Consider the following 20,940-nt stretch of genomic DNA (forward strand, 5'->3'; position numbering starts at 1 on the left):
TAAGCCAGCCGAACTGCGCTGCCCAAGCTCGTGTGCCCTAGTTGGCATCACCAGCCATCTCGGTTACAATCGTTTGACCGTGGATCCACGGTGTATTTGCCGTGCAGCGGTTATTTGCGTTTTCGCTGTCGTGGAGACTCCGGCAACGACCGTAGTGATCGGGTCTGCGCCGGACGGAAGCGTGGGCTATGAACAACGAGGCGAACAGCCCCAACCTACGCAACCCCGACATTCCTGTCTATGGGGTCGTGGCCGAACGCGCCTCACTCCACGCCGTCCTCGAGAACATCCGCCATCACCGCCTGACGCTCGTCAGCGCCCCGCCCGGCTACGGCAAAACGACCGCCGTCGCGCAGTTTGTCCATGACACCGACCTGCTGACCGCGTGGCACGGCCTGCAGGAACGCGAGCGCGACCTTCCGGCGCTGTTCTGGCATAGTCTGCAAGCGCTTGAGTTCGTTGCTCCGGGCATTTCCGTCGCGGCCGAAAGTGTTACCGGGGCGGACGAGTGCGCTGCCTACATCGCAGACTACCTGCGCGACCATCTCACCCAGCACATCATTTACGTGCTGGACGACCTACACTATCTGGCCTCTGCGCCACAGGCAGAACGATGGCTGCGCGAGCTGGTGCGTCAGATTCCGCCGACGTGCCACCTTGTCCTAATCAGCCGCGCCCTGCCCGACCTGCCCCTTGCGGAACTCATCGCTCGGGGCGATGTGTTTGCTATTGGGCAAGAACAGCTCAAGTTCACCGCCGAGGACGCGACCCGGTTGGCCAGCAAGGTCGGCTCGGACCTGCCCGACAGCGTGCTCAAGGCGCGTGTCCGTCAGCTCGAAGGGTGGCCTGTCGGCGTGGCAATGTCGCTGCGCCCGCTGCCGGAAGACATCGAGATCGGATCGCTGCGCGGAAGCGGTGGGCCGGAAGGCCTATTCGACGCGCTCGCCAACGGTATCTTGCGGTCGCTTCCACCCATGTTGGGCGACTTCCTTCTCGCCGCGTCGACGTTCGCGCGTGTCACGCCGGACGTATGCACCGAAGTGCTCGGCATGCCGCAGAGCACGCTGATGATGACCGATATCGTGCGCCGCAACCTGTTCGTTTCGCAGGTGTCCGGCGGCGTGATGATGCACCGCCTGTTCCGCAACTTCTTGCAGCGACGGCTCAACGAAACCGATCCTGAGCGATACGTCAGCCTGCACGCGCGCGCCGCCGAATGGCTCAGGCAGGGCAATCAGGACGACGAAGCGTTCTACCACTATGTGGCCGCGGGCTGCATCGACGACGCGTTGGACATCGTGCAGCGTACCCACAACGCATACTATCAGCAGGGCAACATGGAAACCCTGCTCGGCTGGCGCACCGCGCTTGGCGAGCACGCGGAACGAATTCCGCATTTCCTCCACACCTGCGCGCTGATTTTGACCGATCGCTATCTGTACGCAGACGCCGCCGCCGAGCTGGACTTGGCCGAGGCAGGGTTCGCGGCGATGGGCGACAGCGCGTGGGTCGCGGAAGCGCGTTTGCAGCGCGCGATGATTCATATTTGGCGCGCCGAGTATGCAGAAGCACGCGCGCTGGCCGAACCTGTCGCGGCTGACAGCGAGCAGAAGGACTCCGTCGTTGGGCGCGCGCGACACATGCTGGCACTGGTCGAAATGGCGATCGGCAGCCTCGACACCGCGATCGACCACCTCGAAGACATTCTGCCGTTCTTTGAAGGCAGCAACGCGTCCTACTACGTGTCGGCCGTCCTGCAAGACCTTGCCATCGCCTATGCGCGCAGCGGCAGCATGGCTTCCGCCAGTCACTGCTTGCAGCGATTGGTGTCCATACGGCGCACCCTCGGTCAAGCGAACGCGTTGGCGCTGGCCCTCAACAATCTCGGCTACCACTATCACGAGATGGGCGATTACGACTTGGCGCTGTCGACGCTGGAAGAAGGGCTGCAGATCGTCTCGCAGTCGCAGAACCAGCGCGCCGAGAGTTACATCCGCTGGTCGATGGGCGACCTGCAGCGCGATCTGGGAAACGCCGACGCGGCCATTCGCCTGTACGAAGGCGCCTACGAATTGAGCGCCGGCACCGAGCCTGTTCTTCAGCAGTCGGTGGCGCTGAGCATGGCGGCGTTGTATCGCTGGCGCGGCGACATGCGGCTGGCGCAGTGGCTTGTCCGCGACGTAAACGACACGATCCGGAAGCTTGACGTGTCCGATGCCTCGATCAGCCGGCTTGCACGCGCGCATCAGTTGATGATCGACATGGTAAGCGGCGACCTGAAGACCGCAGCGTCGCAATTGTGCACGATGTGGGAGGAGATTGCCGACCGCCCGTTTTCGGCTGAATCGATGCAAATCGCGATGTTCGCAGCGGGCGCGGCCCTGCGAGTCGGCGAGGAGTCGCACGCCCATGCACTTCTCGAACGGTGTGCCAAAGCGTGTGAAATGGGCGTCGGTCGTAGTGTCGCCGCCATCGAGACCTACAATTCGGCGGAACTCGCCGAATACGTGCGACGCACTCCGGAATTCAAACCGCTAGTGGCTGCACTGGATCGCCTGCGCTCGGCGTACAGCGCCGCGGCAGGTCCGGCGCGGCCGGAAAGCACGGCGCCTAGCGACGCGACGTTCAGTCTACGGGTCTACACACTCGGCGACGAGACAATCGAACGCGACGGGGTCACCGTATCGACGCACGAGTGGCGGTCGAGCCGTGCCAAGGAGTTCTTCCTCTATCTGCTGTTCGAGGGCGCCAGCAGCAGAGAGAAACTGAGTCTCATATTCTGGCCTGACAGTTCATCGAGCAAGGTGCGCTCGAACTTCCACACCACGCTGTATCGCGCACGCCGCGCGCTGGGCGAGAACGTCATTTTGTTCGAGAACGACATTTACCGCATCAACCCCGACGTGTCGATCTGGTGCGATGCGCTGGTGTTCCGCCGCTACGTGCAGGAAGCGAAGATGCTGCCGTATCTCGACGCACGCACCGACGACCTGTACCGCAAGGCAATCGCGCTGTACCGAGGCGAGTTCCTGCCGGGGCTCGACACCGAATGGACGATGGCGCACCGCGAGGCGCTCTATGAGATGAACATTGGCGCGCTGATCGGATCGGGCCACTGCGCACGCGCGCGCGGCGAGTTCAACGACGCCATCATCCAGTTCAAGCAGGCCATCAAGATCGACCAGTTCCGCGAAGAAGCGTACCGCGCGATGTTTACCTGCTACGCCGGCATGGGCGAACTCAACTCCGTCCTCAAGCAGTACAACGTGATGTCCCACATGTTCCAGACCGAGTTGGGCATCAAACCTTCGCAAGAAACCGCACGGCATGTCCAGCAGCTCACCCAGCGGATTTCCTAGGCATCACACGACATAGCCAATAGGTACTGGTCGCTCAGACTCGCCTTGAAGGCCTCTATTCTTGTGCGTTAGGATTCTGTAACTCAAGGCGTTCGGATCAGCTTCAACTAGCTGTCGGAACCGCACCTGCGCCCACATTATCCCTCTTATCGGCGCGGGAATCCCACACCGTTGTCAGCGATCAGCGCTGTTCGTGCAGTGTTTACGCTTGGTAAGCAGTTTGTTGCACACCCACCGCAATACTCGTCGCAATTGGTTCACACATCTCGTTGTGCGTCTGTTCACGGAGGTTTGTCATGTTGGCTTACGCTCTCAACACCCTTAGCCTGTTCTCGTTCAACAAGCGCGTGCTGGTCGTCGTGTTCACGGCGATTCTGCTCACCATCGCCTTGATGGCCATTACCGGCACGGTCTTCGCCGGCCCGGCCACGTCGCCCAGCGCCTGCGGCGCCTGCTCCGGCTAATTCACTTTCCGACCCGCCTTCACACTCTCTTGAGGAGACTACTCATGTTCGCCATCGCTCTCAACACCCTCAGCATGTTCTCGGTCAACAAGCGCGTCTTGGTCATCGTCTTCACCGCCATCCTACTTACGATCGCGCTGATGGCAGTCTCCGGCACGGTCTTTGCCGGCCCGGCCACCTCGCCCAGCGCCTGCGGCGCCTGCTCCGGTTGATTCAGCTTTCTACCCGACATTACACACTTTTGAGGAGACCACTCATGTTCACCACCGCTCTCAACACCCTCAGCCTGTTCTCGATCAACAAGCGCGTTTTGGTCATCGTCTTCACCGCCATCCTGCTGACTATCGCCCTGATGGCGATCACCGGCACCGCCTTCGCCGGCCCGGCCACTTCGCCCAGCGCCTGCGGCGCGTGCTCCGGCTAACCTTCTACCGATAACACCGACTCTACGAGGAGATCTCTCATGTTCGCTTACGCTCTCAACACCCTCAGCCTGTTCTCGATCAACAAGCGCGTCTTGGTCATCGTCTTCACCGCGGTTCTGCTTACCGTCGCTCTGATGGCGATCTCCGGCACCGCCTTCGCGGGCCCGGCCACGTCGCCCAGCGCCTGCGGCGCTTGCTCCGGCTAGACATCACCCTTCGACCTACGACTTTGCGAGTGCATAGGAGTCAACAATGAACGCTCATCGTCTCCCGCAGGATATGGTTCTGGACATCACCTCTGTCGGTGGCAAGCGTGGATTTACCGGCGCCGACGAATGGTGGAGCCACGTGCGCAATCAGGACGAACGCCGCCGCCTCGACAACCTGCTCGGTGTCGCTCTGCTCGATGAAAACGTGCGCCGCCGTCTCGTAGACAATCGCGACGACGAACTGCTCAACCAGTTCGGCCTGTCCGAGTCGACCAAGTGGTGGATCGGTACGCTGTCCGCCAATTCGCTCAGCGACATTGCGCGTGAAGTTGCCGCCAACTTCCAGAAAAGCGCCTAGCGATGAACGCCTTGCGTAGTCCCCAGAACGGGCGGCACATCGAAGTGCGCCGGCCCAAAGGGACCACCGAGCCGTTCGGGTCTCCGGCGCGATCTGAGGAAAGATTGAAGATGGGTTCAAAGACCATCTCCGTCAATCGAGACGTCTCTGTCCAGAGGATGCTGCGGCTGGACGCGACCGACAATCTTCTCATCAACGGGTTCGACTCGTTGTGGAAGTGTCACGCGATGCTGCAGGCACGCCTCAACAACACCGACAGGCGCGATGTCCGGATCCATCTGCGGCCCGAGCTGCTCAACGCAGTCCCCGATCAGTATGCGCAGTTCGCCCGCGATGGGTTGCAGATGTGGGTTTGGCAGGACGAGCCGGCCTCGGACTTCAAACCGTCGCCCAACTTGACCGTAATCAACGCGCCGCATACGCCGGCGACGGCCGAGGGCTTCCTCGTCATCAACACGCCGTCGTGGAGCCGGGTGCTGGCGGCATGGATCGATGAAGACGGTAATTTGGCGGGCGTGCTTGTCACCAACCCGCAGACGATTGTGGAGATATCAAGCTATCTGGACGCGATCGTTCAGTCGGCTTCCGTTCGGACGTAGTCGCGCCGCCGTGCCAGACGCTGCGCGACGTGGCTCAGAAGCTCGTCAACGACGACCGGCCGATTGAGTATGACCGTCCACAGGTCATGGGTATCGACCTGAGCGGTATCTGTCACGACAAGGGCATCGGAGTTTTCGACCGAGGACACAGATGGCGCTGTATAGCCCCCAACCACCGCGTACCGCAGCGCGTCAATGAGTTCCGATGCGCAGATCACCAGTTGCACGCGTACTTGATTCAGAACGTAGAGCGCGTCGAGAACCCCTGCCGCTGTCAGCACCTGATAGCCTGCACGCTTGAGCAGGTCGCCAAGGTCAAGCCGCATCCTGGCATCCGGCTCGATAATCAGAACCTGACACTCGCTGAGCATATGCACATCCGCAGAACAAAAACACTACTCCTAAAATATACAAAACTCTAACAACACTTTCAATTAGTGTAATGGTCCGGGTTACAGGCCCGCTCTCTCATTATTCAATTTGATGCCATCTTCCTCACTTCGCCCCTCACGTGACCCACATTGTCACTACGTCATCTCAAAGCCGCCCCCCGCATGAGTGCATGCAGCGCATCGTGAACAAGACCGTTTGACGCCAGCATGCCGGTCTTTTTGGGCGGGGCGTCGTCGCGCACCGTGCCGATTCTTCCCCCAGCCTCCTCGACCAGCAGCGCCCCAGCGGCGATATCCCACGCGCTCAGCCCGAACTCCCAGAACGCCTCGATGCGTCCACATGCGATCTGTGTCAAATCAAACGCGGCCGAACCCGAGCGCCGCAAGTCCGCGATGTGCGGGACCACGGCGTTGACCTCGGCGAGGTTGTTGTCGGGATCGGTCGCTTTGGTCGTCGGAAAACCGGTCGTGATCAACGCGTCTGCCAGTTCCGACACCGTCGACACTTTCAGCACGCGATCGCCGAGATGGGCGCCGTGCCCGCGCCGCGCGGTGTACAGCTCCCCGAGCGCGGGCACGTTTACAGCCCCCCACTCCGTCACGCCGTCCACCTTGAAGGCGATCGACACGCTGAACAGCGGGTAGCGATGAGCGAAGTTCATCGTCCCGTCGAGCGGGTCGATCACCCACTGATAGCGCGGGTCTCCATTGGTCTCACCGGACTCCTCCGCGAGGATCGAATGACTCGGAAATGCCTCACGAATGCGCGCCACGATCAGGGCTTCGGCGCGGCGGTCGAACTCGGTCACTAAGTCCTGCCGGTTCGCCTTGGATCCGACCTGAAAGTTAGTGCTGCGTCCCTCCAGCAAAAGGGAACCGGCGGCAATCGCGGCGCCGGTCCCCACCGTTGTTACGTTATCGATCATGCTTGCGCGCTCAACAGGTGCACCGATGTCTCGTCGAATATTACGCCAACCTGCCGGCCTTCTTCGTAGAAGTGGCCAAGGCGCGGGCTGGTGTCAACCACGACCAAGCGGTGTTCGCCGTACTGGACGACGTACTCCGTCTCCGACCCAAGGTACATCGCCTGTGTGATCGTGACCTGCGGAAGGGAGGGATCGACCGCAAGGTCAATCGTCTCGGGCCGAATCATTGCAGTCAGCGCAGCACCGTCGCTGTGGGCAAACGAGTTGGCGACTTCCATGCGCTGTCCGAGCAGGTCGATCGTCGCTTTCGCGCCCGTCTTCGCCAACACGGTTGCGGGAAGGAAATTGGCACGACCGATGAAGTCGGCCACGAAGCGCGTGCGCGGAAGGTGATAAATCTCCTGCGGCGATCCCACCTGTTCGATGCGGCCCGCATTCATCACGATGATTCGGTCGGACAGCGCCATCGCCTCGATCTGATCGTGCGTGACATATACGCTGGTGATGCCAAGCCGGCGCTGCAGGCCGTGAATCTCGGCGCGCATCTGCACGCGCAGCTTGGCATCGAGGTTCGAGAGCGGCTCGTCAAACAGCAGAATGCGAGGTTCCATGACCAAGCAGCGTGCAAGCGCGACGCGCTGCTGCTGCCCGCCTGAGAGCTGATTGGGTCGCCGTTCCTCCAGCCCTTGCAGACCGATCGATGTCAGCATGTCGCTGACTTTGCGGCGAATTTCGGCCTTGGGCAAACCACGCGTTTGCAGACCGTACGCGACGTTGTCGGCCACGCTCATGTGTGGGAACAGCGCGTAGTTTTGGAACACCAGCGCCATGTCGCGCTTGTTCGGCGGCAGGCTGGTGACGTCGCGCCCGTCAAGCAGGATTTCTCCGCCGGACGGCAGCTCGAAACCGGCGATCAAGCGCAGTGTCGTGGTCTTGCCGCAGCCCGACGGTCCCAGCAGCGTGACAAACTCGCCGGACGCGATCTCCAGCGAGACATCGTCGACGGCGCGCAGCGTACCGCTGCCCCCACGAGCCGGAAATACCTTGACCAGATTCTTGAGCATTAACCGGGCATCGCTCATCGCCCACCTCCTTCGATGCGCCGTTCTGCACCCGTGCGTGAGCCGACAAGCACGTACATTATGCCAATCGCCAACATCACAATGCCAATGAGGATCACACAGTACGCAAACGCGTTGCCATAACGCCCGTTCTCGACCTCGTTGAGAATCTGCTGCGTCATGATCTTCGTCTGCGGTGTGGTTAAGAACACGACCGCCGAAATGGTCGTCATCGACCGCGCGAACGCGAAGATCAACCCCGCCAGAAATGCCGGCCGAATCAGCGGCAGCGTGATGCGCCGGAACGTACGCGCATTGTCCGCGCCGAGACTGATCGACGCCTCCTCTATGGCCGGATCGATCTGCGAAAGCGCAGCGGTGCCGGTTCGCAGCGCCGCCGGGGTACTTCGGATGACGTACACGATGACGATCGCCAGCGCGCCGCCAAGCAGTCCCTGCCCGCCCGTCAGCTTGGGTAAGAGCGTGATCTCGCCGAGGATCGGCAGCGTCGCGGTGATCGGGCTGTTGAAGCTCAGCACATAGCCGATGCCGATGATCGTCCCCGGCACGGCGATCCCCAACATCACGCCGAAGTCGAGCGCCTGCCGGCCGAGAAACTCTTTGCGGACGACCAGGAACGCGACGACCATCCCTATTAAACCCGCCAGCGGTGTTGCGACGATCGAAAGGAGCGTGGTGTCCTGCATCGCCTCGGCGCCGATGCCGTTGATGACGAAGTCGAAGTGCGACAGCGTGAATTCGTTGCGCACGCCCGGCACCTGCACGAACGCACCGTGGAAGATCGTCCCGTAGATCAGCAGGATCAGCAGGCACAGGAACATCACGACACCGAACAGCCCCCACCGGACCGGCGGGAACTTGATCGTATCCGGCCGTCCGGACGGCTTCCCCGTGACAGATACGACGTTGGCCCGGCTGACCCAATACCGCTGCACCATAAAAACTGTCAACGATGGGACGAGAAGGATCACGGACAAGACCGCCGCCGCGGTCGTGTCGTACAGGCCGATGACACTGACGTAAATGCGCGTCGCCAAGACTTCGTAGTTGCCGCCCAACACCAACGGATTGCCGAGGTCGGCAATGCTCTCGACGAAGATCAGCAGGAACGACGACGCAATCCCCGGAATGAGCATCGGCAGTGTAACGCGGAAGAACGTACGAAACTTGCCCGCGCCCAAATTGGCCGATGCCTCGTCAAGCGCCGGATCGAGCGCCTCCATCATGCCCTTGAGGTTGAGGTAGGCGACGGTGAACAACGAGAGCGACAGCGCCAGCGTCAGGCCATCGAGGCCGTAGATGTCGTACCGCACGCCGAACACGCCGCGCGAGATCATGCCACTGCGGCCGAATAGCACGATCGTCGCTGTGGCTACCGCGAACGGCGGGGAGATCACCGGCAGCAGCGCCATGATGTGCATGAAACGCTTGAACGGTACGTCGAGCTTGACCTGTACGAACGCAAACAGGAAGCCGACCAGCGTACCAACCGCACCGACCACAACGCCCATCACGAGCGTATTGGAGATGATGGTCTGATACACCGGGCTTCCGATGTAGTTTGTTAGCTTTTCCGCGCCTTCTGTCGACACGCTTGCGCCGACCATCGACAGCAGCGGAAGAATGATCGTCAGGCCGACGAAGATGACGCTGCCGATCAGTGCGACAGTCAGAATTGGATCCTGAAAGATGCGCCTGAACTGTGCCCGGACACTGGGCCTTGCACGGACATCTTGCATAAGGATTAGGTTCCGTTAACTAAAATAAGTGCCCCCGGTCGTGCAAGTCCGGGGGCATTAGATGGCGACGTCAGTCCGCCTCTATTCGGTCGGAGCCGGGGCGATCTCGGCGTCGAAGCGCTCAGTGATGGCGATGCGGTTCGCGCCTGCCGCTTGGAAGTTGTATTCCACAACGAGGATTTCCTCGAGCTTGACAGCCAGTTCGGACACGGCCGCGTCGGGGTTGGTCGGAAGCTGCAGGCTGTTGACCGTCGGGCCAATTTCCTGCGCGGCGGCCGTCAGCGCCCAATCGAACCACACCTTGGCCGCCTCAAGTTCCGGCGCGCCCTTGAGGATCCCCATGCCGCCGATCTCATAGCCGGTGCCTTCTTCGGGGAAGGTCGTCACCAGAATGCCTTCGAAGCCTTCTTCCTGCAGCTTCACGCAGTCGTGCGAGAAGATGATCGCAACGGCGATTTCGCCCTGACCCGCCAGCGAACCGGGGGCCGAGCCACTGCGTGTGTACTGCAGAATGTTCTGATGCAGTGCGGCGTAGTACTCGAAGGCGTTGTCGACTGCGGCTTCGGTCGGCGCGCCGTCTTCGTCGTAACCGGTGCCCTCTTCTTCGGCCTCAAGCTCGTCTGCCGCGAGGGTCACAATCGTCCAGAACGCGGTGAAGGCCGTGCCGGATGTCGCCGGATGCGCCATCGCCACAAAGCCCTTCAGTTCGGGCGCCAGCAGGTCTTCCCAGCTCGTCGGAGCGTCGATTCCCAGTTCTTCGAGGACATCCACGTTCGAGCAGAAGCCGAGCGCACCAACATATACGCCGACCCAATTGGCGTCGAGGTCCTTGTAGCTGTCGGGAATGGCCTCGGCAGCTTCGGAGTCGTAGTCTTCGAGCAGTCCTTCTTCGTTAGCGGCGATAAACGCGTCCGCCGGGCCGCCCCACCAGACCGAGAATTCCGGATTGTCGGCGCTCGCGCGGATACGTGCCAACGACTCGCCGGACGACAGGCGGACATACGAGGTTTGGATACCGGTGGCTTCCTGGAACGCCTGCGTCTGCGCGACGCACCAGTCTTCCTGCGGCGTGCACAACACGGTCAAGGTCTCTTGCGCGACGACCCCGTTGAGCAGCACGAATGCGAAACATACAAGCAGTGAGATACGCAGTAAAGAACGCACGGACATGGTGAAACTCCTGTGGACAATGTTAAAAGAACGGGCGTTACCGCACGCCGCATATTTGAACAACTCTTAACACTTCTCGCAACTCTTAACGTTTGTTCCGATGGGTGATCATCTGTCATGGCCGCGTCCGCAAGTCTGCCCCTTGCACAAATCGGTGACCCCGCGTTATGCTCACCTCTTGAATTTTTTCAAATGGATACAAGGAATCGCATATCATGTCTGCTCCAGCCACCGGACTTCCCCCACGCAGCGCCCTCGACAAGGCGCATACGTGGAACGACACGAGCGTTTTCGCCGATCGTGCAGCGTGGGACAAAGCCGCTCAAGACGTCGCGGCCGCCCTGCCCGGCGTTCAGGCATTCAAAGGCCGCCTTTCCGAAAGCGCGGCCGTGCTCGCGGATTTCATGGACGCCGCCGATCACATCACCCGCTTGGTCGAGAAGGTCTACGTGTACGGGGCCATGTTCGGCGCGGTCGACACCACCGATCAAGATGCGGCGGCGATGGTCGGCCGGGCGGCAGGCCTGTATGGGCAGGTCGCCGCGGCGACCGCGTTCTCAAGCCCGGAACTGCTCGCCATCGGTCGGGAAACCCTTGAGCGCTGGCTCGCAGACGAACCGCGGCTCGCGATCTACCGCCACTTCGTTGACGACCTGTTCCGCCTGCAGCAGCACGTCCGCTCGGCAGACGTTGAAGAGGTGCTGGGTTTGGTCGCCGCCTCGTTCCGCGGCGCGTCCAGCGCGCATGAGAAGCTGTCCGAAGCCGACATCAAGTTCGCGCCGGGCATCGGCTCAGACGGCGTGGAGCACGAAGTCGCGCAGGGTACCATCGGCACGATCCTCGACAACCCGGATCGCGACCTCAGGCGCAGTGGCTGGAACAGCTTCATGGACGGGTATCTGGCGTTCAAGAACACCTTCGCTGCGACCTACAGCACGGCGCTCAATCAGGACGTTTTCCGGGCACGTGTGCGCGGTTATCCAAGCAGCCTCGAAGCCGCGTTGTTCGCCAACAACATCCCCGTCAGCGTATTCCGCAGCCTGATCGACACGTTCAAGGCCAACCTGCCGACGTGGCACAAGTACTGGGCCGTCAAGCGGCGCGCGATGAAGCTCGAGACCATCCACACCTACGACATCTGGGCGCCGATCGCGTCTACCAGCCCGAAGGTCCCGTATGCGCAGGCCGTGGACTGGATCTGCGACGGCATGTCTCCCCTCGGCGAAGCGTACGTCAGCGCCATGCGCCGGGGATGTCTCGAGGACCGCTGGGTCGACCTCTACCCCAATCAGGGCAAGGCGCAGGGCGCGTTCTCGGACGGGTCGTATGACACGCATCCTTTCATCATGATGAGCTATGACGACAGTCTCGGCGCGATGAGCACGCTGGCGCACGAACTCGGCCACTCGATGCACAGCTACCTGACGCGCAAGAATCAGCCGGCCATTTACGGCGACTATTCGATGTTCGTGGCAGAGGTCGCGTCGAACTTCAATCAGGCGTTGACGCGTGCCCGCCTCATGAAGACCATCGACGATCGCCAGTTCCAGATCGCACTGATTCAAGAGGCGATGGACAACTTCCACCGCTACTTCTTCATCATGCCGACGCTGGCGCGCTTCGAACTAGAGATGCACGAGCGCGTCGAGAAGGGTCAGGGTGTCACCGCACAGGACATGAACGCGCTGATGGCAGACCTGTACGCCGAAGGCTACGGTTCCGAGATGACACTTGACCGCGAGCGCGACGGAATCACGTGGGCCACGTTCGGCCACCTGTACGCCAACTTCTACGTGTTCCAGTACGCAACGGGCATCAGCGCCGCGCACGCGTTGGCCGAGCGCATCCTCGACGGTGTGCCGGGTGCGCCCGAGCGCTACGTCGAATTCTTGAGCATGGGCAGCTCGGTCTATCCGCTCGACGCGCTGAAACATGCCGGCGTCGACATGACCGGGCCGCAGGCCGTCGAGACCACGTTCGGCGTGCTCGCGCGCTACGTCGACCGGCTCGATGAACTGACTCGGTAGCGACGTATCACACACACGCGGCGCGGGGCACGTGGAAATTGCGACCTCGCGCCGTGGTAATTCGGTGAATTCGTGGTTAGGGTTGTCACCCGGGTGCGGCGCTCAGGACGGCCACCCCGAACAGAATCAGGAAGATCCCTGCCCACTGAATGCGGGTCAGGTGTTCGCGCAGCATCAGGCGCGCGATTACGACGGTCACGGCGCTCGCCAGCGAGCCAATCACGCTCACCAGCGCGATATTGGCGGTCATCAAGCCGACGTTGTTGGCGATCTGCGCGACGTTGGCCGTAACGGTCGTGGCGAGCACGGCGCCCCACTCTCCGCGTGCTGGCAGTTGAAGCGAAATGCGCCCTTGCCGCTTCATCGCCAAGCCGATCCACAGCCCGAGCACGCCGAACATAACGAAGCTGCCGATCCATGCCGGCAGCGCGCTGCCCAGCACTGTCACGACGGCAACACCGGTAAGCCAGAAGCTTGCCCCCCACAGCAGCGCCGATCCGCAGGCCAGCGCCGTGCCGATCAGGGTAGCCTTGCTGGCCGGGGTCGTGTCGACGCTACCGCGTTTCACCGCCGTCAGCGCCACGCCGAATAGCGTGATTGCAACGGCGACCCATTGCAGCAGCGTAAGCACCGTACCGTTGAGCACGGACAGCACCACCACCACGACCGCGTAGGTCGAGGATAGCGGCGCGACGATCGACAGCTTGCCGTACTCAGTCGACTTGGCGTACAGCACTTCCGCCAGCGCGCTGAGGAGCGCAGCGGCGACGGCCATTGCGACAGCAAGCGCGAGATCGCCGGATACAGGGGTGGTCGGTAACGATGGAACGAGGATCAAGTAGAGCGTCAGCATAATTACACTGACGAACTCTGTGTACAGGAGGCTGCGGATCGCCCCCATTTGTCGGACCGACGTACGCGCGGTGACATACGACAGGCCCCAACCGATGGCGGATGCCCCGCCGAAAATAACGCTCTCCATGGTGTAACCCGGGCGCCGAACGACAGTCGGTTTAGCGGCGTGGCGTGCCGAGCACGCCCCCAAGGGTTTAGCATCTCCTTACTTGTCTCGACGAAGGCTGGCTGCACGCAGAGCGCGGCAGCGCAGTAATCCGACTATGTGAAGGATCGCACAATGTGTCGTGATTCGGCAAGGGTCGAACCTAGAAGGCCGTGTGAACAGCAGGTGATGAATCGAACGCGAACCAATTCGAGTCCATCGGTGCTTGACAAAATTTTTCGATTAGTCTAAAAATTGAAAGGTGTAACCAATTCGCGCCCGATCTACCGAGGACCGGGCGCCTTGAAAGGCTCTGAACGCAATGACATCCCTTCGACTCATGGCCGCGGCTGCCCTGCTGCTTATCAGCCTGACCGCAGCGGCTCAACCCGATCCCATTCGCGTCGTCGCGACCACGACGCAGGCAAGCGACATCACCCGTATCCTGACCGACGGTCTCGACACCTTCGACATCACCAGCTTGATGGGCGCCGGTGTCGACCCGCACCTCTACAAACCGACCGAGTCCGACATCCGCGCCATGAACGCCGCCCGCATGGTGGTTTACAGCGGTTTGCATCTCGAGGGCCAGTTCGACGCCGTCTTCGAAGCACTGTCCGAGCAGGGCGTGCTTATCTACGCGATGGGAAAGCCCGTCAAGGACGCCGGCTACATCGTGGGTTGGATGGATCCGGCACAGGCCACCGCCGGCACCGACGACCCGCACTTTTGGTTCGACCCGCGCAACTGGGAGATCACGGTGCTCGACCTCGCCGAGGCGCTCGGTGAACTCTCCCCCGAAAGCGCCGATGTCATCTCCGCCAACGCGGAAGCGTATGTCGAGAAGCTGCAGGTGTTGTTCACGTGGGCCGACGAAGCGATGCGCACCGTCCCCAAGGGGCAGCGCTACCTCGTGACATCGCACGACGCCTTCCAGTACTTCGGCGCGGCATTCGGCTGGCAGATGATGTCCGTGCAGGGCATCAGCACGGTCGACGAAGCGGGCGTGGGCGACATTCAGTCCACCGTGCAGTTCATCCTCGACAACGAGATCCCCGTGCTGTTCGTGGAGAGCAGCATCCCGCCCAATACCGTACAGGCCGTCCGCGAGGCCGTGCTGGCTGGCGGCGGATCGGTGCGAATCGGCGTACGCGAGCTGTACTCGGACGCGATGGGCGACCCGACCACCTTTGGCGGCACGTACGTCGGCATGATCGCGTCCAATGTGCTGACCATCGTTCAGTCGTATCAGTGCGCGGGCGTGGACGAAGCCGCCGCGCCCGAATGGCCCGAATCGCTCGACCTTGAACTGCCGGAGGAGCTGACCGATGTTGACTGCAGCGCCTGAGTTACGCACCAACTCACACAAGCCGGCAGCCCTAGCGACAAAAATCGCACTCGAGGTCGACGACCTCACCGTCGCCTACAACAGCAAGCCGGCGATCTGGGATGTCGACCTGCACGTGCCGGAAGGCGTGCTGATGGCAATCGTGGGGCCGAACGGCGCCGGCAAGTCGACGCTCATCAAAGCCGTGCTGGGCCTGATCCCGCGCGCTGCCGGCACCGCGACGTTCTACGGCAAGCCGTACGAGCAAGCGCGCCAGTGGGTCGGCTATGTCCCGCAGCGCGGCAGCGTGGACTGGGACTTTCCGACGTCGGTAATCGACGTGGTGAGCATGGGTCTGTACGGCAAGCTGGGGTGGTTTCGCCGCCCCGGACGCAGCGAACGCGAGCTGGCGCTGCACGCACTTGAACAGGTCGGCATGGCGGACTTCGCCGAGCGTCAGATCAGCCAGCTCAGCGGCGGCCAGCAGCAGCGGACATTCCTCGCCCGCGCGCTGGTTCAGGACGCGCGCATCTACTTCATGGACGAACCGTTCGCGGCGGTCGATGCCGTGACCGAACGCGCCATCGTCAACATCCTGCGTCAACTGCGCGAAAGCGGAAAGACGGTACTGGTCGTCCATCATGACCTGCAGACTGTGCCGGAGTACTTCGACTGGGTGACGTTGCTCAATGTCGAGGTGATCGCCAGCGGGCCAACCGCGGACACGTTCACGCCCGACCTGCTCCAGCGCACCTACGGCGGGCGCGTCAGCTACCTGCATGGCGACGCCGCACCGGTCGCGACGGGGGACTAAGCGATGGTCGCGCTTACCCCGCAAGATCGCCGGATCTGGATATTGATCGGCATGTTCGCGGCGGGCGTCGTGCTGTTCGTCCCGTTCAGCCAGCTCGCCCTCGGCGTCAATTACGATTACACACTGCGCACGGTCGCGTTGGGCGGCGCTCTGCTCGGCGTGGTCAGCGGCGTCTTGGGCAGTTTCGCAGTGCTGCGCCGCGAAAGCCTGATCGGCGACGCGCTGTCGCATGCCGCGCTGCCGGGTGTCGGTATCGCGTTCCTAATCGCCGGGCGTTCGTTGGGCGTGCTGCTCATCGGCGCAGCGATCGCCAGTTGGCTCGGCGTGCGCTTCATCAATGCCCTGACCCGCACAACGCGCATCAAGCAGGACACAGCGATGGGCATCGTGCTGGCGGCGTGGTTTGCGCTGGGCATCGCCCTATTGACGTACATCCAATCGCTGCCGAACGCCAGCCAAGCCGGGCTCGACAAGTTCATCTTCGGGCAGGCGGCGGCCATCGTCGAATCCGACGTGCAGTTGATCGCCGTGGTCGGTGCAATCTCGTTCGTCGTACTGGGGCTGTTTTGGAAGGAGTTCAAGCTCATCACGTTCGACTTCGAGTTCGCCGCGGCCAACGGCTTCCGGGTCGGGTTCCTCGGTGCGCTGTTGTCGACGCTGATCGTCGTCGCGATCGTGCTGGGCTTGCAGCTTGCCGGCGTCATTCTGATGGTCGGCATGCTGATCGCGCCCGGGATCGCCGCGCGCCAATGGACGCATAAGCTCGGCCAGATGGTGCTGCTTTCCGGCGTATTCGGCGCCTTCGCGGGCGGTGTCGGCGCGATCCTGAGCGCGCTCGACGTCGACCTACCGACCGGCCCGATGATTATCGTCGTGGCGTTTGCGGTAGTGCTGCTGTCGCTGGCTGTCGCGCCTGACCGCGGCCTGCTGTGGACGTCTCTGCAACGCCGGTCGGACGCGCGCCGGTTCGCGGCCATCAATACGCTTAACGACATTTACCGCTATGCCGAAGCGCACGGCGGAGTCAACCATACTGTCCCGTCCGATATCGTCATCGGCGTACGCGGCCGATCCGGCATCGCCGGGCTGCGCGCACTGACGCAGGACGGCATGATCGTACGGACTGAAGACGGCTGGCGGCTGACCGACGCCGGCGCCGACACGGCGGGCCGACAAGCAGAAAGTCTGCGCTTGTGGGACGTCTATCGCACATTTGGCGAAGCGCTTGACCTGCCCGCGGTGCCGGAAGACCGCCTGCGCGACATTCGCGACGTGCTGTCACCCGACGATATCGAGGCGCTCGTGTGGGCGTCCGCGGAGGACAAACGCTGATGGAAGGCATCGAACAGATCCTCATCTCAATCCTGCTCAACTTTGTCGGCCGCGAAGAGATGAACGCATTCCTGCGCGACCCGCGCAGCGCCGCGGTCATCGTCGGCGCCCTGATCGCGCTCTCCGGCGCGCTGCTGGGGACGTTTCTGCTGCTGCGCGGCATGGCCCTCACCAGCGACGCCATCAGCCATACCGTGCTGCTGGGTATCGTCGTCGCGTTCCTTGTGATGACCGGCCTGCTCGGGCTTGAGGCCGACCTGTCCTCGCCGTGGCTGATCATCGGCGCGGCCGGGGCCGGCGTAGCGACCGTCGTACTCACCGAGGCGATCTACCGATCCGGACTGGTCAAGCAGGACGCGGCGCTCGGCCTCGCGTTTCCGCTGTTGTTTGCGGTCGCCATCATCCTCGTTTCGCGTTTTGCCGACGACGTGCATCTGGACGCCGACTCGGTCATGGTCGGAGAGATCGGGGTGGCATGGGCCAACACGAACAGTCACTGCCTCGGTCCGTGCGAAACGGTCACGGTCACCGAGGACGACCCGCGCGCCGAGATCACGCGGCAATGCACCAACTGTCGCGAACTGGGAATCAGCCCGCGCGATGCGGCCGCCGAATTCGTGGAAGTGTGCAGCAATTGCGGCACCTACTCCGCCGCCCAAGCGTACCGCGAAGGCTTCACCGAAATCGAGCCGCAGCTCGTGTTCTGGCCCAAGTCGATCACCGTGACCGGCCTCATGGCGCTGCTCACGGTCGGGTTCGTCGCGCTCTTCTATAAGGAACTCAAGCTCTCGACATTCGACGCCGCGTTGGCCCGTTCGCTCGGGTTTCGGCCCGGCCTCATCAGCTACGCCCTGATGGTGCTGGTCAGCCTCGTCGCGGTCGGTGCGTTCGACGCCGTTGGCTCGATCCTCGTGATCGCGTTTTTCATCATCCCGCCAGCCGCTGCGTATCTGCTCTCAGACCGTCTTGGCGTGATGCTGCTGATCAGCCCGCTGATTGGTACGCTGGGCGCGGTGTTCGGCTACGATCTGGCCCGTGGGCACCTGTTCGGCGTGATCGAACTTTCGCCGGTGCTGGCGTGGCTCAACAGCACGTTCGACATGGCGCTGGTCGAGCAGTGGGATACGTCGATCTCGGCGTCGATGGTGCTGATGTTGTTTGGGATTTTCGTGCTGTGCTGGGTACTGTCGCCCAAGTACGGCCTGATCTCGACGTCTCTGCGGCGCGCGGCTCAGCGCAAGCAGTTCGACGATCAGGTTGTGCTCGGTCATGTGTACAACCACAGCGGCACCGAGCGTGCCGCCGAAGAACTGGCGGTGGACCACTTGCACGAGCACTTCCGGTGGACGCCGCGCAAGATGCAGCGGGTATTGTCACGTTTGCAGGCGTCGGCACTGGTCAAGGTGGATGGTCGCGTGGTGACGTTGACGGCGCTCGGCAGCGATGCGATACACACGTTCCGCGCGCAGTATCTGAGCAGCACGCCCGCGCCGATTGCCGGCTGATCGAGGCGCAGCGCCGTCAGCCTTCGCCCTCGGCCCTTGATCGGGACTGCCAGCGTACGACCGGCCCGGACGTCGGCCCGGGGCTGCCGCCCAACGGTTCGCGCGTCACGCCGAGGATGTCGAACGAGTCACCGAGCAGGGTCGCATCGAACGTCAGCGCGCCGCGGCCAGTGTCGTCGACACGAAAGACGCCGAGGCTGGTGAGTGTTTCTCCACGCCGGACCCACGCCTGATACGCCGCATCGGGCGTCAGCTCGGGGAAGTTCTGCGCGATCAGCACGGCCTCACCCTCGCCCGCCGTCCAGATTACGCGGCCGGTCGCGCCAGTCGCTTCGCCTTCGGCAGCGGTCGGCAGATTGACCTCGCGCAGTTCGGGCGCGGGCGGGCGGCTCATCCAAAACACGTTGGTGACGATCAGCAGCAGGACGGCGGCAGCTGCGGCGGCCCAGCCCAGCCCGCCCCGCGAGCGGCGGCGGGACGTGCGCGCAGCCTCCAGCACGGACCCCAACAGGTGCGGCGGCGGGGCGACCTGCGCGACGTGCGCCGCCAAATCACCGTCCAGCCCGCGCAGGCTCGCCCACGAGTCGGCCAAGCCCGGGCAGTCGCTCAAGCCCGCCTCGATCCGCTTGACCTCGTCGTCATCGGCCGCGCCGATGGCGTATGCGGCCAAAAGGTCGCGAAGTTCGTCACATGCTTTGCTGCGTTCGTTCATTCTGCCGTTACATCTCGTGCTTCATACTATCTATCGTTTACTGGCGTCCTTCAGGATTTGTCATTGAGCATCGCGCGCAGTTTATGCAAGCCGAGGCGCAAGCGCGTCTTGACCGTCCCCAGCGGCAGGTTGAGCCGTGCGGCCAGTTCGCTGTGCTTCAACCCGCGGAAGTACGCCAGCCGAATCACGTCGCGCTGCTCGACCGGCAGAGCGTTCAGCAGCGCAAGCAGTTCCCCAGCCTCCACAGTCGCTGCCGACTCGTCACGTTCTGCTTCGATCTCGTCATACAAGGCGACATCGCGTCCATTGGCGCGTATTTCCTTGCGCAACCGGTCGATGGCCGTATAGCGGGCCAGCGTCAGCAGCCAACTGTGAAACTGCCCCTTTGACGGGTCCCACGCCTGCGGGTTGTTCCACACCTTCATGAACGTATCCTGCGTGGCTTCCTGAGCGAGGGCTTCGTCCTGCAACACGCACACCACAAGGCTGTACACGCGGGTGCTGTACTGTGCAAACAGCACCGCGAGGGCAGAGTCGTCCCCGTGGGCCATTCGTTTCAGCAGTTCAGCAACCTCTAATCTCATTTGCGCGCCTGACAAATCCAAACCGCCTTCTACAACGATAGCTTACTGGAAGTGAACCTTCCAACCTGAGTTTCACTCACGAGTACCGAGGAGAGCACTATGTTTCGCCGTTTAGTGATCGTTGGATTCCTTGCCCTACTGCTGGCACTACTGCTCGCGCCGGTGAGCGCACAGGAGATGCTGCCGGCCACGCTCAACGTCTCCGGCGGCCCCGGGGGAGTCGGGTCGTATTTGGTCGCGGATAACGGCATGACCGTCTATTCGTTCAAGCGTGATGGCCTCGGCGCGTCGAACTGCGTCGACAACTGTGCGGCCGCTTGGCCCCCGTACACCGTCGAAAGCGCCGACGGCCTGACCCTCGGCGAGGGCATCCCGGGCGAGATCGGCACCATCACCCGCGCCGACGGCACGCTGCAGGTCACGTATAACGACATGCCGCTGTACTTCTGGCAAAACGACGCCGCACCGGGTGACGTCACCGGCCACAACTTCCGTACGGTGTGGCTGGTTGTCCCGCCTGCGCATGTCTATGCACAGAATACCGCCGATCACGGCATCGTGCTTGTCGGATCGAACGGTTTCACGCTGTACACCCTCGGGCCAGACACTCCCAACACCAGCGTGTGCTATGACCAGTGCGCCGTCGCGTGGCCGCCGGTAGTGGTCGATGACGCCAATGCGCTTGTCACCGCCAGCAACCTGCCCGGCGTGTTCTCGACCTTTGAGCGCACCGACGGCACGATTCAGGTCGCCTACAACGGCTGGCCGCTGTACTACTGGCAGAACGACTCCGTCCGTGGCGATACGACCGGGCACCTCGTGAATGACGTGTGGTTCGTCGCCAAGCCGTGATGTCGGTGGCGGATCGTAAGTAACCAGAGTTCGACAGACCGGGGGTGCGCACAGCACTCCCGGT

General features: G+C 62.5%; 21 protein-coding genes. 13 read left to right on the forward strand and 8 right to left on the reverse strand.

From position 1 onward, the window contains the following. Positions 1–188: 188 nt before the first annotated feature. The 7 genes from IPM16_11345 (at position 189) to IPM16_11375 (ending at position 5,414) form a co-directional block, all read left to right on the forward strand. Positions 189–3,359, forward strand: a complete 3,171-nt coding sequence (locus IPM16_11345) for a tetratricopeptide repeat protein (protein ID MBK9123697.1) — start codon at positions 189–191, stop codon at positions 3,357–3,359. 296 nt (positions 3,360–3,655) lie between these two features. Next, the gene (locus IPM16_11350; protein ID MBK9123698.1) at positions 3,656–3,823 is read left to right on the forward strand and encodes a hypothetical protein; all 168 of its coding nucleotides are present in this window, start codon (positions 3,656–3,658) and stop codon (positions 3,821–3,823) included. Positions 3,824–3,867: 44 nt separating this feature from the next. Continuing rightward, positions 3,868–4,035: a hypothetical protein gene (locus tag IPM16_11355; protein ID MBK9123699.1), complete on the forward strand. Its 168-nt coding sequence runs from the start codon at positions 3,868–3,870 to the stop codon at positions 4,033–4,035. Positions 4,036–4,079: 44 nt separating this feature from the next. Beyond that, entirely contained in the window at positions 4,080–4,247 is a 168-nt protein-coding gene (locus IPM16_11360; protein ID MBK9123700.1) for a hypothetical protein, read from the forward strand. A 39-nt stretch (positions 4,248–4,286) separates the two neighbouring features. Beyond that, positions 4,287–4,454 carry a hypothetical protein gene (locus IPM16_11365; GenBank protein MBK9123701.1) on the forward strand — a complete coding sequence of 56 codons (168 nt, stop codon included), beginning with the start codon at positions 4,287–4,289 and terminating at the stop codon, positions 4,452–4,454. A gap of 46 nt (positions 4,455–4,500) precedes the next feature. Further along, complete coding sequence (locus tag IPM16_11370; GenBank protein ID MBK9123702.1) at positions 4,501–4,815, forward strand: hypothetical protein; 315 nt, start codon at positions 4,501–4,503, stop codon at positions 4,813–4,815. Between the two features lie 110 nt (positions 4,816–4,925). Further along, complete coding sequence (locus IPM16_11375) at positions 4,926–5,414, forward strand: hypothetical protein (GenBank protein MBK9123703.1); 489 nt, start codon at positions 4,926–4,928, stop codon at positions 5,412–5,414. Here the strand turns inward: IPM16_11375 and IPM16_11380 are convergent. The 5 genes from IPM16_11380 to IPM16_11400 all read right to left on the reverse strand — a co-directional run bounded on the left by IPM16_11380 (position 5,390) and on the right by IPM16_11400 (position 10,723). Further along, positions 5,390–5,785 (reverse strand): hypothetical protein, encoded by a 396-nt coding sequence (locus IPM16_11380; GenBank protein MBK9123704.1) that lies wholly within the window; start codon positions 5,783–5,785, stop codon positions 5,390–5,392. The two genes, IPM16_11375 and IPM16_11380, sit on opposite strands and share 25 nt — an antisense overlap. 161 nt (positions 5,786–5,946) lie before the next feature. Beyond that, a complete protein-coding gene (locus IPM16_11385) occupies positions 5,947–6,732 on the reverse strand; it encodes an inositol monophosphatase (GenBank protein MBK9123705.1) in 786 nt (261 codons plus the stop codon). Beyond that, on the reverse strand, positions 6,729–7,814 hold the full coding sequence (locus IPM16_11390; GenBank protein ID MBK9123706.1) for an ABC transporter ATP-binding protein: 1,086 nt from the start codon (positions 7,812–7,814) through the stop codon (positions 6,729–6,731). The genes IPM16_11385 and IPM16_11390 overlap by 4 nt, the downstream gene beginning before the upstream one ends. After that, positions 7,811–9,553: an iron ABC transporter permease gene (locus IPM16_11395; GenBank protein ID MBK9123707.1), complete on the reverse strand. Its 1,743-nt coding sequence runs from the start codon at positions 9,551–9,553 to the stop codon at positions 7,811–7,813. Before IPM16_11395 ends, IPM16_11390 begins: the two co-directional genes overlap by 4 nt. Before the next feature lie 81 nt (positions 9,554–9,634). After that, positions 9,635–10,723 (reverse strand): ABC transporter substrate-binding protein, encoded by a 1,089-nt coding sequence (locus tag IPM16_11400; protein MBK9123708.1) that lies wholly within the window; start codon positions 10,721–10,723, stop codon positions 9,635–9,637. A gap of 215 nt (positions 10,724–10,938) precedes the next feature. On the opposite strand from IPM16_11400, the gene pepF reads away from it, so the two are divergent. Beyond that, complete coding sequence (gene pepF, locus IPM16_11405) at positions 10,939–12,750, forward strand: oligoendopeptidase F (GenBank protein MBK9123709.1); 1,812 nt, start codon at positions 10,939–10,941, stop codon at positions 12,748–12,750. Between the two features lie 85 nt (positions 12,751–12,835). Here pepF and IPM16_11410 read toward each other — a convergent pair whose 3' ends face one another. Continuing rightward, on the reverse strand, positions 12,836–13,732 hold the full coding sequence (locus tag IPM16_11410; GenBank protein MBK9123710.1) for an EamA family transporter: 897 nt from the start codon (positions 13,730–13,732) through the stop codon (positions 12,836–12,838). A 340-nt stretch (positions 13,733–14,072) separates the two neighbouring features. Between IPM16_11410 and IPM16_11415 the strand changes: the two genes are divergently transcribed. The 4 genes from IPM16_11415 to IPM16_11430 are packed head-to-tail and all read left to right on the forward strand — an operon-like array spanning position 14,073 to position 18,728. Then, entirely contained in the window at positions 14,073–15,098 is a 1,026-nt protein-coding gene (locus IPM16_11415; protein MBK9123711.1) for a zinc ABC transporter substrate-binding protein, read from the forward strand. Then, the gene (locus tag IPM16_11420) at positions 15,079–15,891 is read left to right on the forward strand and encodes a metal ABC transporter ATP-binding protein (GenBank protein MBK9123712.1); all 813 of its coding nucleotides are present in this window, start codon (positions 15,079–15,081) and stop codon (positions 15,889–15,891) included. Before IPM16_11415 ends, IPM16_11420 begins: the two co-directional genes overlap by 20 nt. A 51-nt stretch (positions 15,892–15,942) precedes the next feature. Beyond that, positions 15,943–17,223: a metal ABC transporter permease gene (locus IPM16_11425; protein MBK9123713.1), complete on the forward strand. Its 1,281-nt coding sequence runs from the start codon at positions 15,943–15,945 to the stop codon at positions 17,221–17,223. After that, positions 17,223–18,728 carry a metal ABC transporter permease gene (locus IPM16_11430; GenBank protein MBK9123714.1) on the forward strand — a complete coding sequence of 502 codons (1,506 nt, stop codon included), beginning with the start codon at positions 17,223–17,225 and terminating at the stop codon, positions 18,726–18,728. The genes IPM16_11425 and IPM16_11430 overlap by 1 nt, the downstream gene beginning before the upstream one ends. A gap of 16 nt (positions 18,729–18,744) precedes the next feature. On the opposite strand, the gene IPM16_11435 is transcribed toward IPM16_11430, so the two are convergent. Then, on the reverse strand, positions 18,745–19,440 hold the full coding sequence (locus IPM16_11435; GenBank protein ID MBK9123715.1) for an anti-sigma factor: 696 nt from the start codon (positions 19,438–19,440) through the stop codon (positions 18,745–18,747). Positions 19,441–19,490: 50 nt separating this feature from the next. Beyond that, positions 19,491–20,024, reverse strand: a complete 534-nt coding sequence (locus IPM16_11440; GenBank protein ID MBK9123716.1) for a sigma-70 family RNA polymerase sigma factor — start codon at positions 20,022–20,024, stop codon at positions 19,491–19,493. Positions 20,025–20,123: 99 nt separating this feature from the next. Here IPM16_11440 and IPM16_11445 point away from each other — a divergent pair, with 99 nt between their 5' ends. Beyond that, positions 20,124–20,876 (forward strand): hypothetical protein, encoded by a 753-nt coding sequence (locus IPM16_11445; GenBank protein ID MBK9123717.1) that lies wholly within the window; start codon positions 20,124–20,126, stop codon positions 20,874–20,876. Positions 20,877–20,940: the final 64 nt, after the last annotated feature.

The sequence above is a fragment of the Candidatus Flexicrinis affinis genome, assembly GCA_016716525.1.
Taxonomy (GTDB): domain Bacteria; phylum Chloroflexota; class Anaerolineae; order Aggregatilineales; family Phototrophicaceae; genus Flexicrinis; species Flexicrinis affinis.

Excerpts from the sequence above, each read along its gene's own strand:
- IPM16_11345 (MBK9123697.1), top strand. The coding sequence starts at position 189 with ATGAACAACGAGGCGAACAGCCCCAACCTACGCAACCCCGACATTCCT.
- IPM16_11350 (MBK9123698.1), top strand. The coding sequence starts at position 3,656 with ATGTTGGCTTACGCTCTCAACACCCTTAGCCTGTTCTCGTTCAACAAG.
- IPM16_11355 (MBK9123699.1), top strand. The coding sequence starts at position 3,868 with ATGTTCGCCATCGCTCTCAACACCCTCAGCATGTTCTCGGTCAACAAG.
- IPM16_11360 (MBK9123700.1), top strand. The coding sequence starts at position 4,080 with ATGTTCACCACCGCTCTCAACACCCTCAGCCTGTTCTCGATCAACAAG.
- IPM16_11365 (MBK9123701.1), top strand. The coding sequence starts at position 4,287 with ATGTTCGCTTACGCTCTCAACACCCTCAGCCTGTTCTCGATCAACAAG.
- IPM16_11370 (MBK9123702.1), top strand. The coding sequence starts at position 4,501 with ATGAACGCTCATCGTCTCCCGCAGGATATGGTTCTGGACATCACCTCT.
- IPM16_11375 (MBK9123703.1), top strand. The coding sequence starts at position 4,926 with ATGGGTTCAAAGACCATCTCCGTCAATCGAGACGTCTCTGTCCAGAGG.
- IPM16_11380 (MBK9123704.1), bottom strand. The coding sequence starts at position 5,785 with ATGCTCAGCGAGTGTCAGGTTCTGATTATCGAGCCGGATGCCAGGATG.
- IPM16_11385 (MBK9123705.1), bottom strand. The coding sequence starts at position 6,732 with ATGATCGATAACGTAACAACGGTGGGGACCGGCGCCGCGATTGCCGCC.
- IPM16_11390 (MBK9123706.1), bottom strand. The coding sequence starts at position 7,814 with ATGAGCGATGCCCGGTTAATGCTCAAGAATCTGGTCAAGGTATTTCCG.
- IPM16_11395 (MBK9123707.1), bottom strand. The coding sequence starts at position 9,553 with ATGCAAGATGTCCGTGCAAGGCCCAGTGTCCGGGCACAGTTCAGGCGC.
- IPM16_11400 (MBK9123708.1), bottom strand. The coding sequence starts at position 10,723 with ATGTCCGTGCGTTCTTTACTGCGTATCTCACTGCTTGTATGTTTCGCA.
- pepF (MBK9123709.1), top strand. The coding sequence starts at position 10,939 with ATGTCTGCTCCAGCCACCGGACTTCCCCCACGCAGCGCCCTCGACAAG.
- IPM16_11410 (MBK9123710.1), bottom strand. The coding sequence starts at position 13,732 with ATGGAGAGCGTTATTTTCGGCGGGGCATCCGCCATCGGTTGGGGCCTG.
- IPM16_11415 (MBK9123711.1), top strand. The coding sequence starts at position 14,073 with ATGACATCCCTTCGACTCATGGCCGCGGCTGCCCTGCTGCTTATCAGC.
- IPM16_11420 (MBK9123712.1), top strand. The coding sequence starts at position 15,079 with ATGTTGACTGCAGCGCCTGAGTTACGCACCAACTCACACAAGCCGGCA.
- IPM16_11425 (MBK9123713.1), top strand. The coding sequence starts at position 15,943 with ATGTTCGCGGCGGGCGTCGTGCTGTTCGTCCCGTTCAGCCAGCTCGCC.
- IPM16_11430 (MBK9123714.1), top strand. The coding sequence starts at position 17,223 with ATGGAAGGCATCGAACAGATCCTCATCTCAATCCTGCTCAACTTTGTC.
- IPM16_11435 (MBK9123715.1), bottom strand. The coding sequence starts at position 19,440 with ATGAACGAACGCAGCAAAGCATGTGACGAACTTCGCGACCTTTTGGCC.
- IPM16_11440 (MBK9123716.1), bottom strand. The coding sequence starts at position 20,024 with ATGAGATTAGAGGTTGCTGAACTGCTGAAACGAATGGCCCACGGGGAC.
- IPM16_11445 (MBK9123717.1), top strand. The coding sequence starts at position 20,124 with ATGTTTCGCCGTTTAGTGATCGTTGGATTCCTTGCCCTACTGCTGGCA.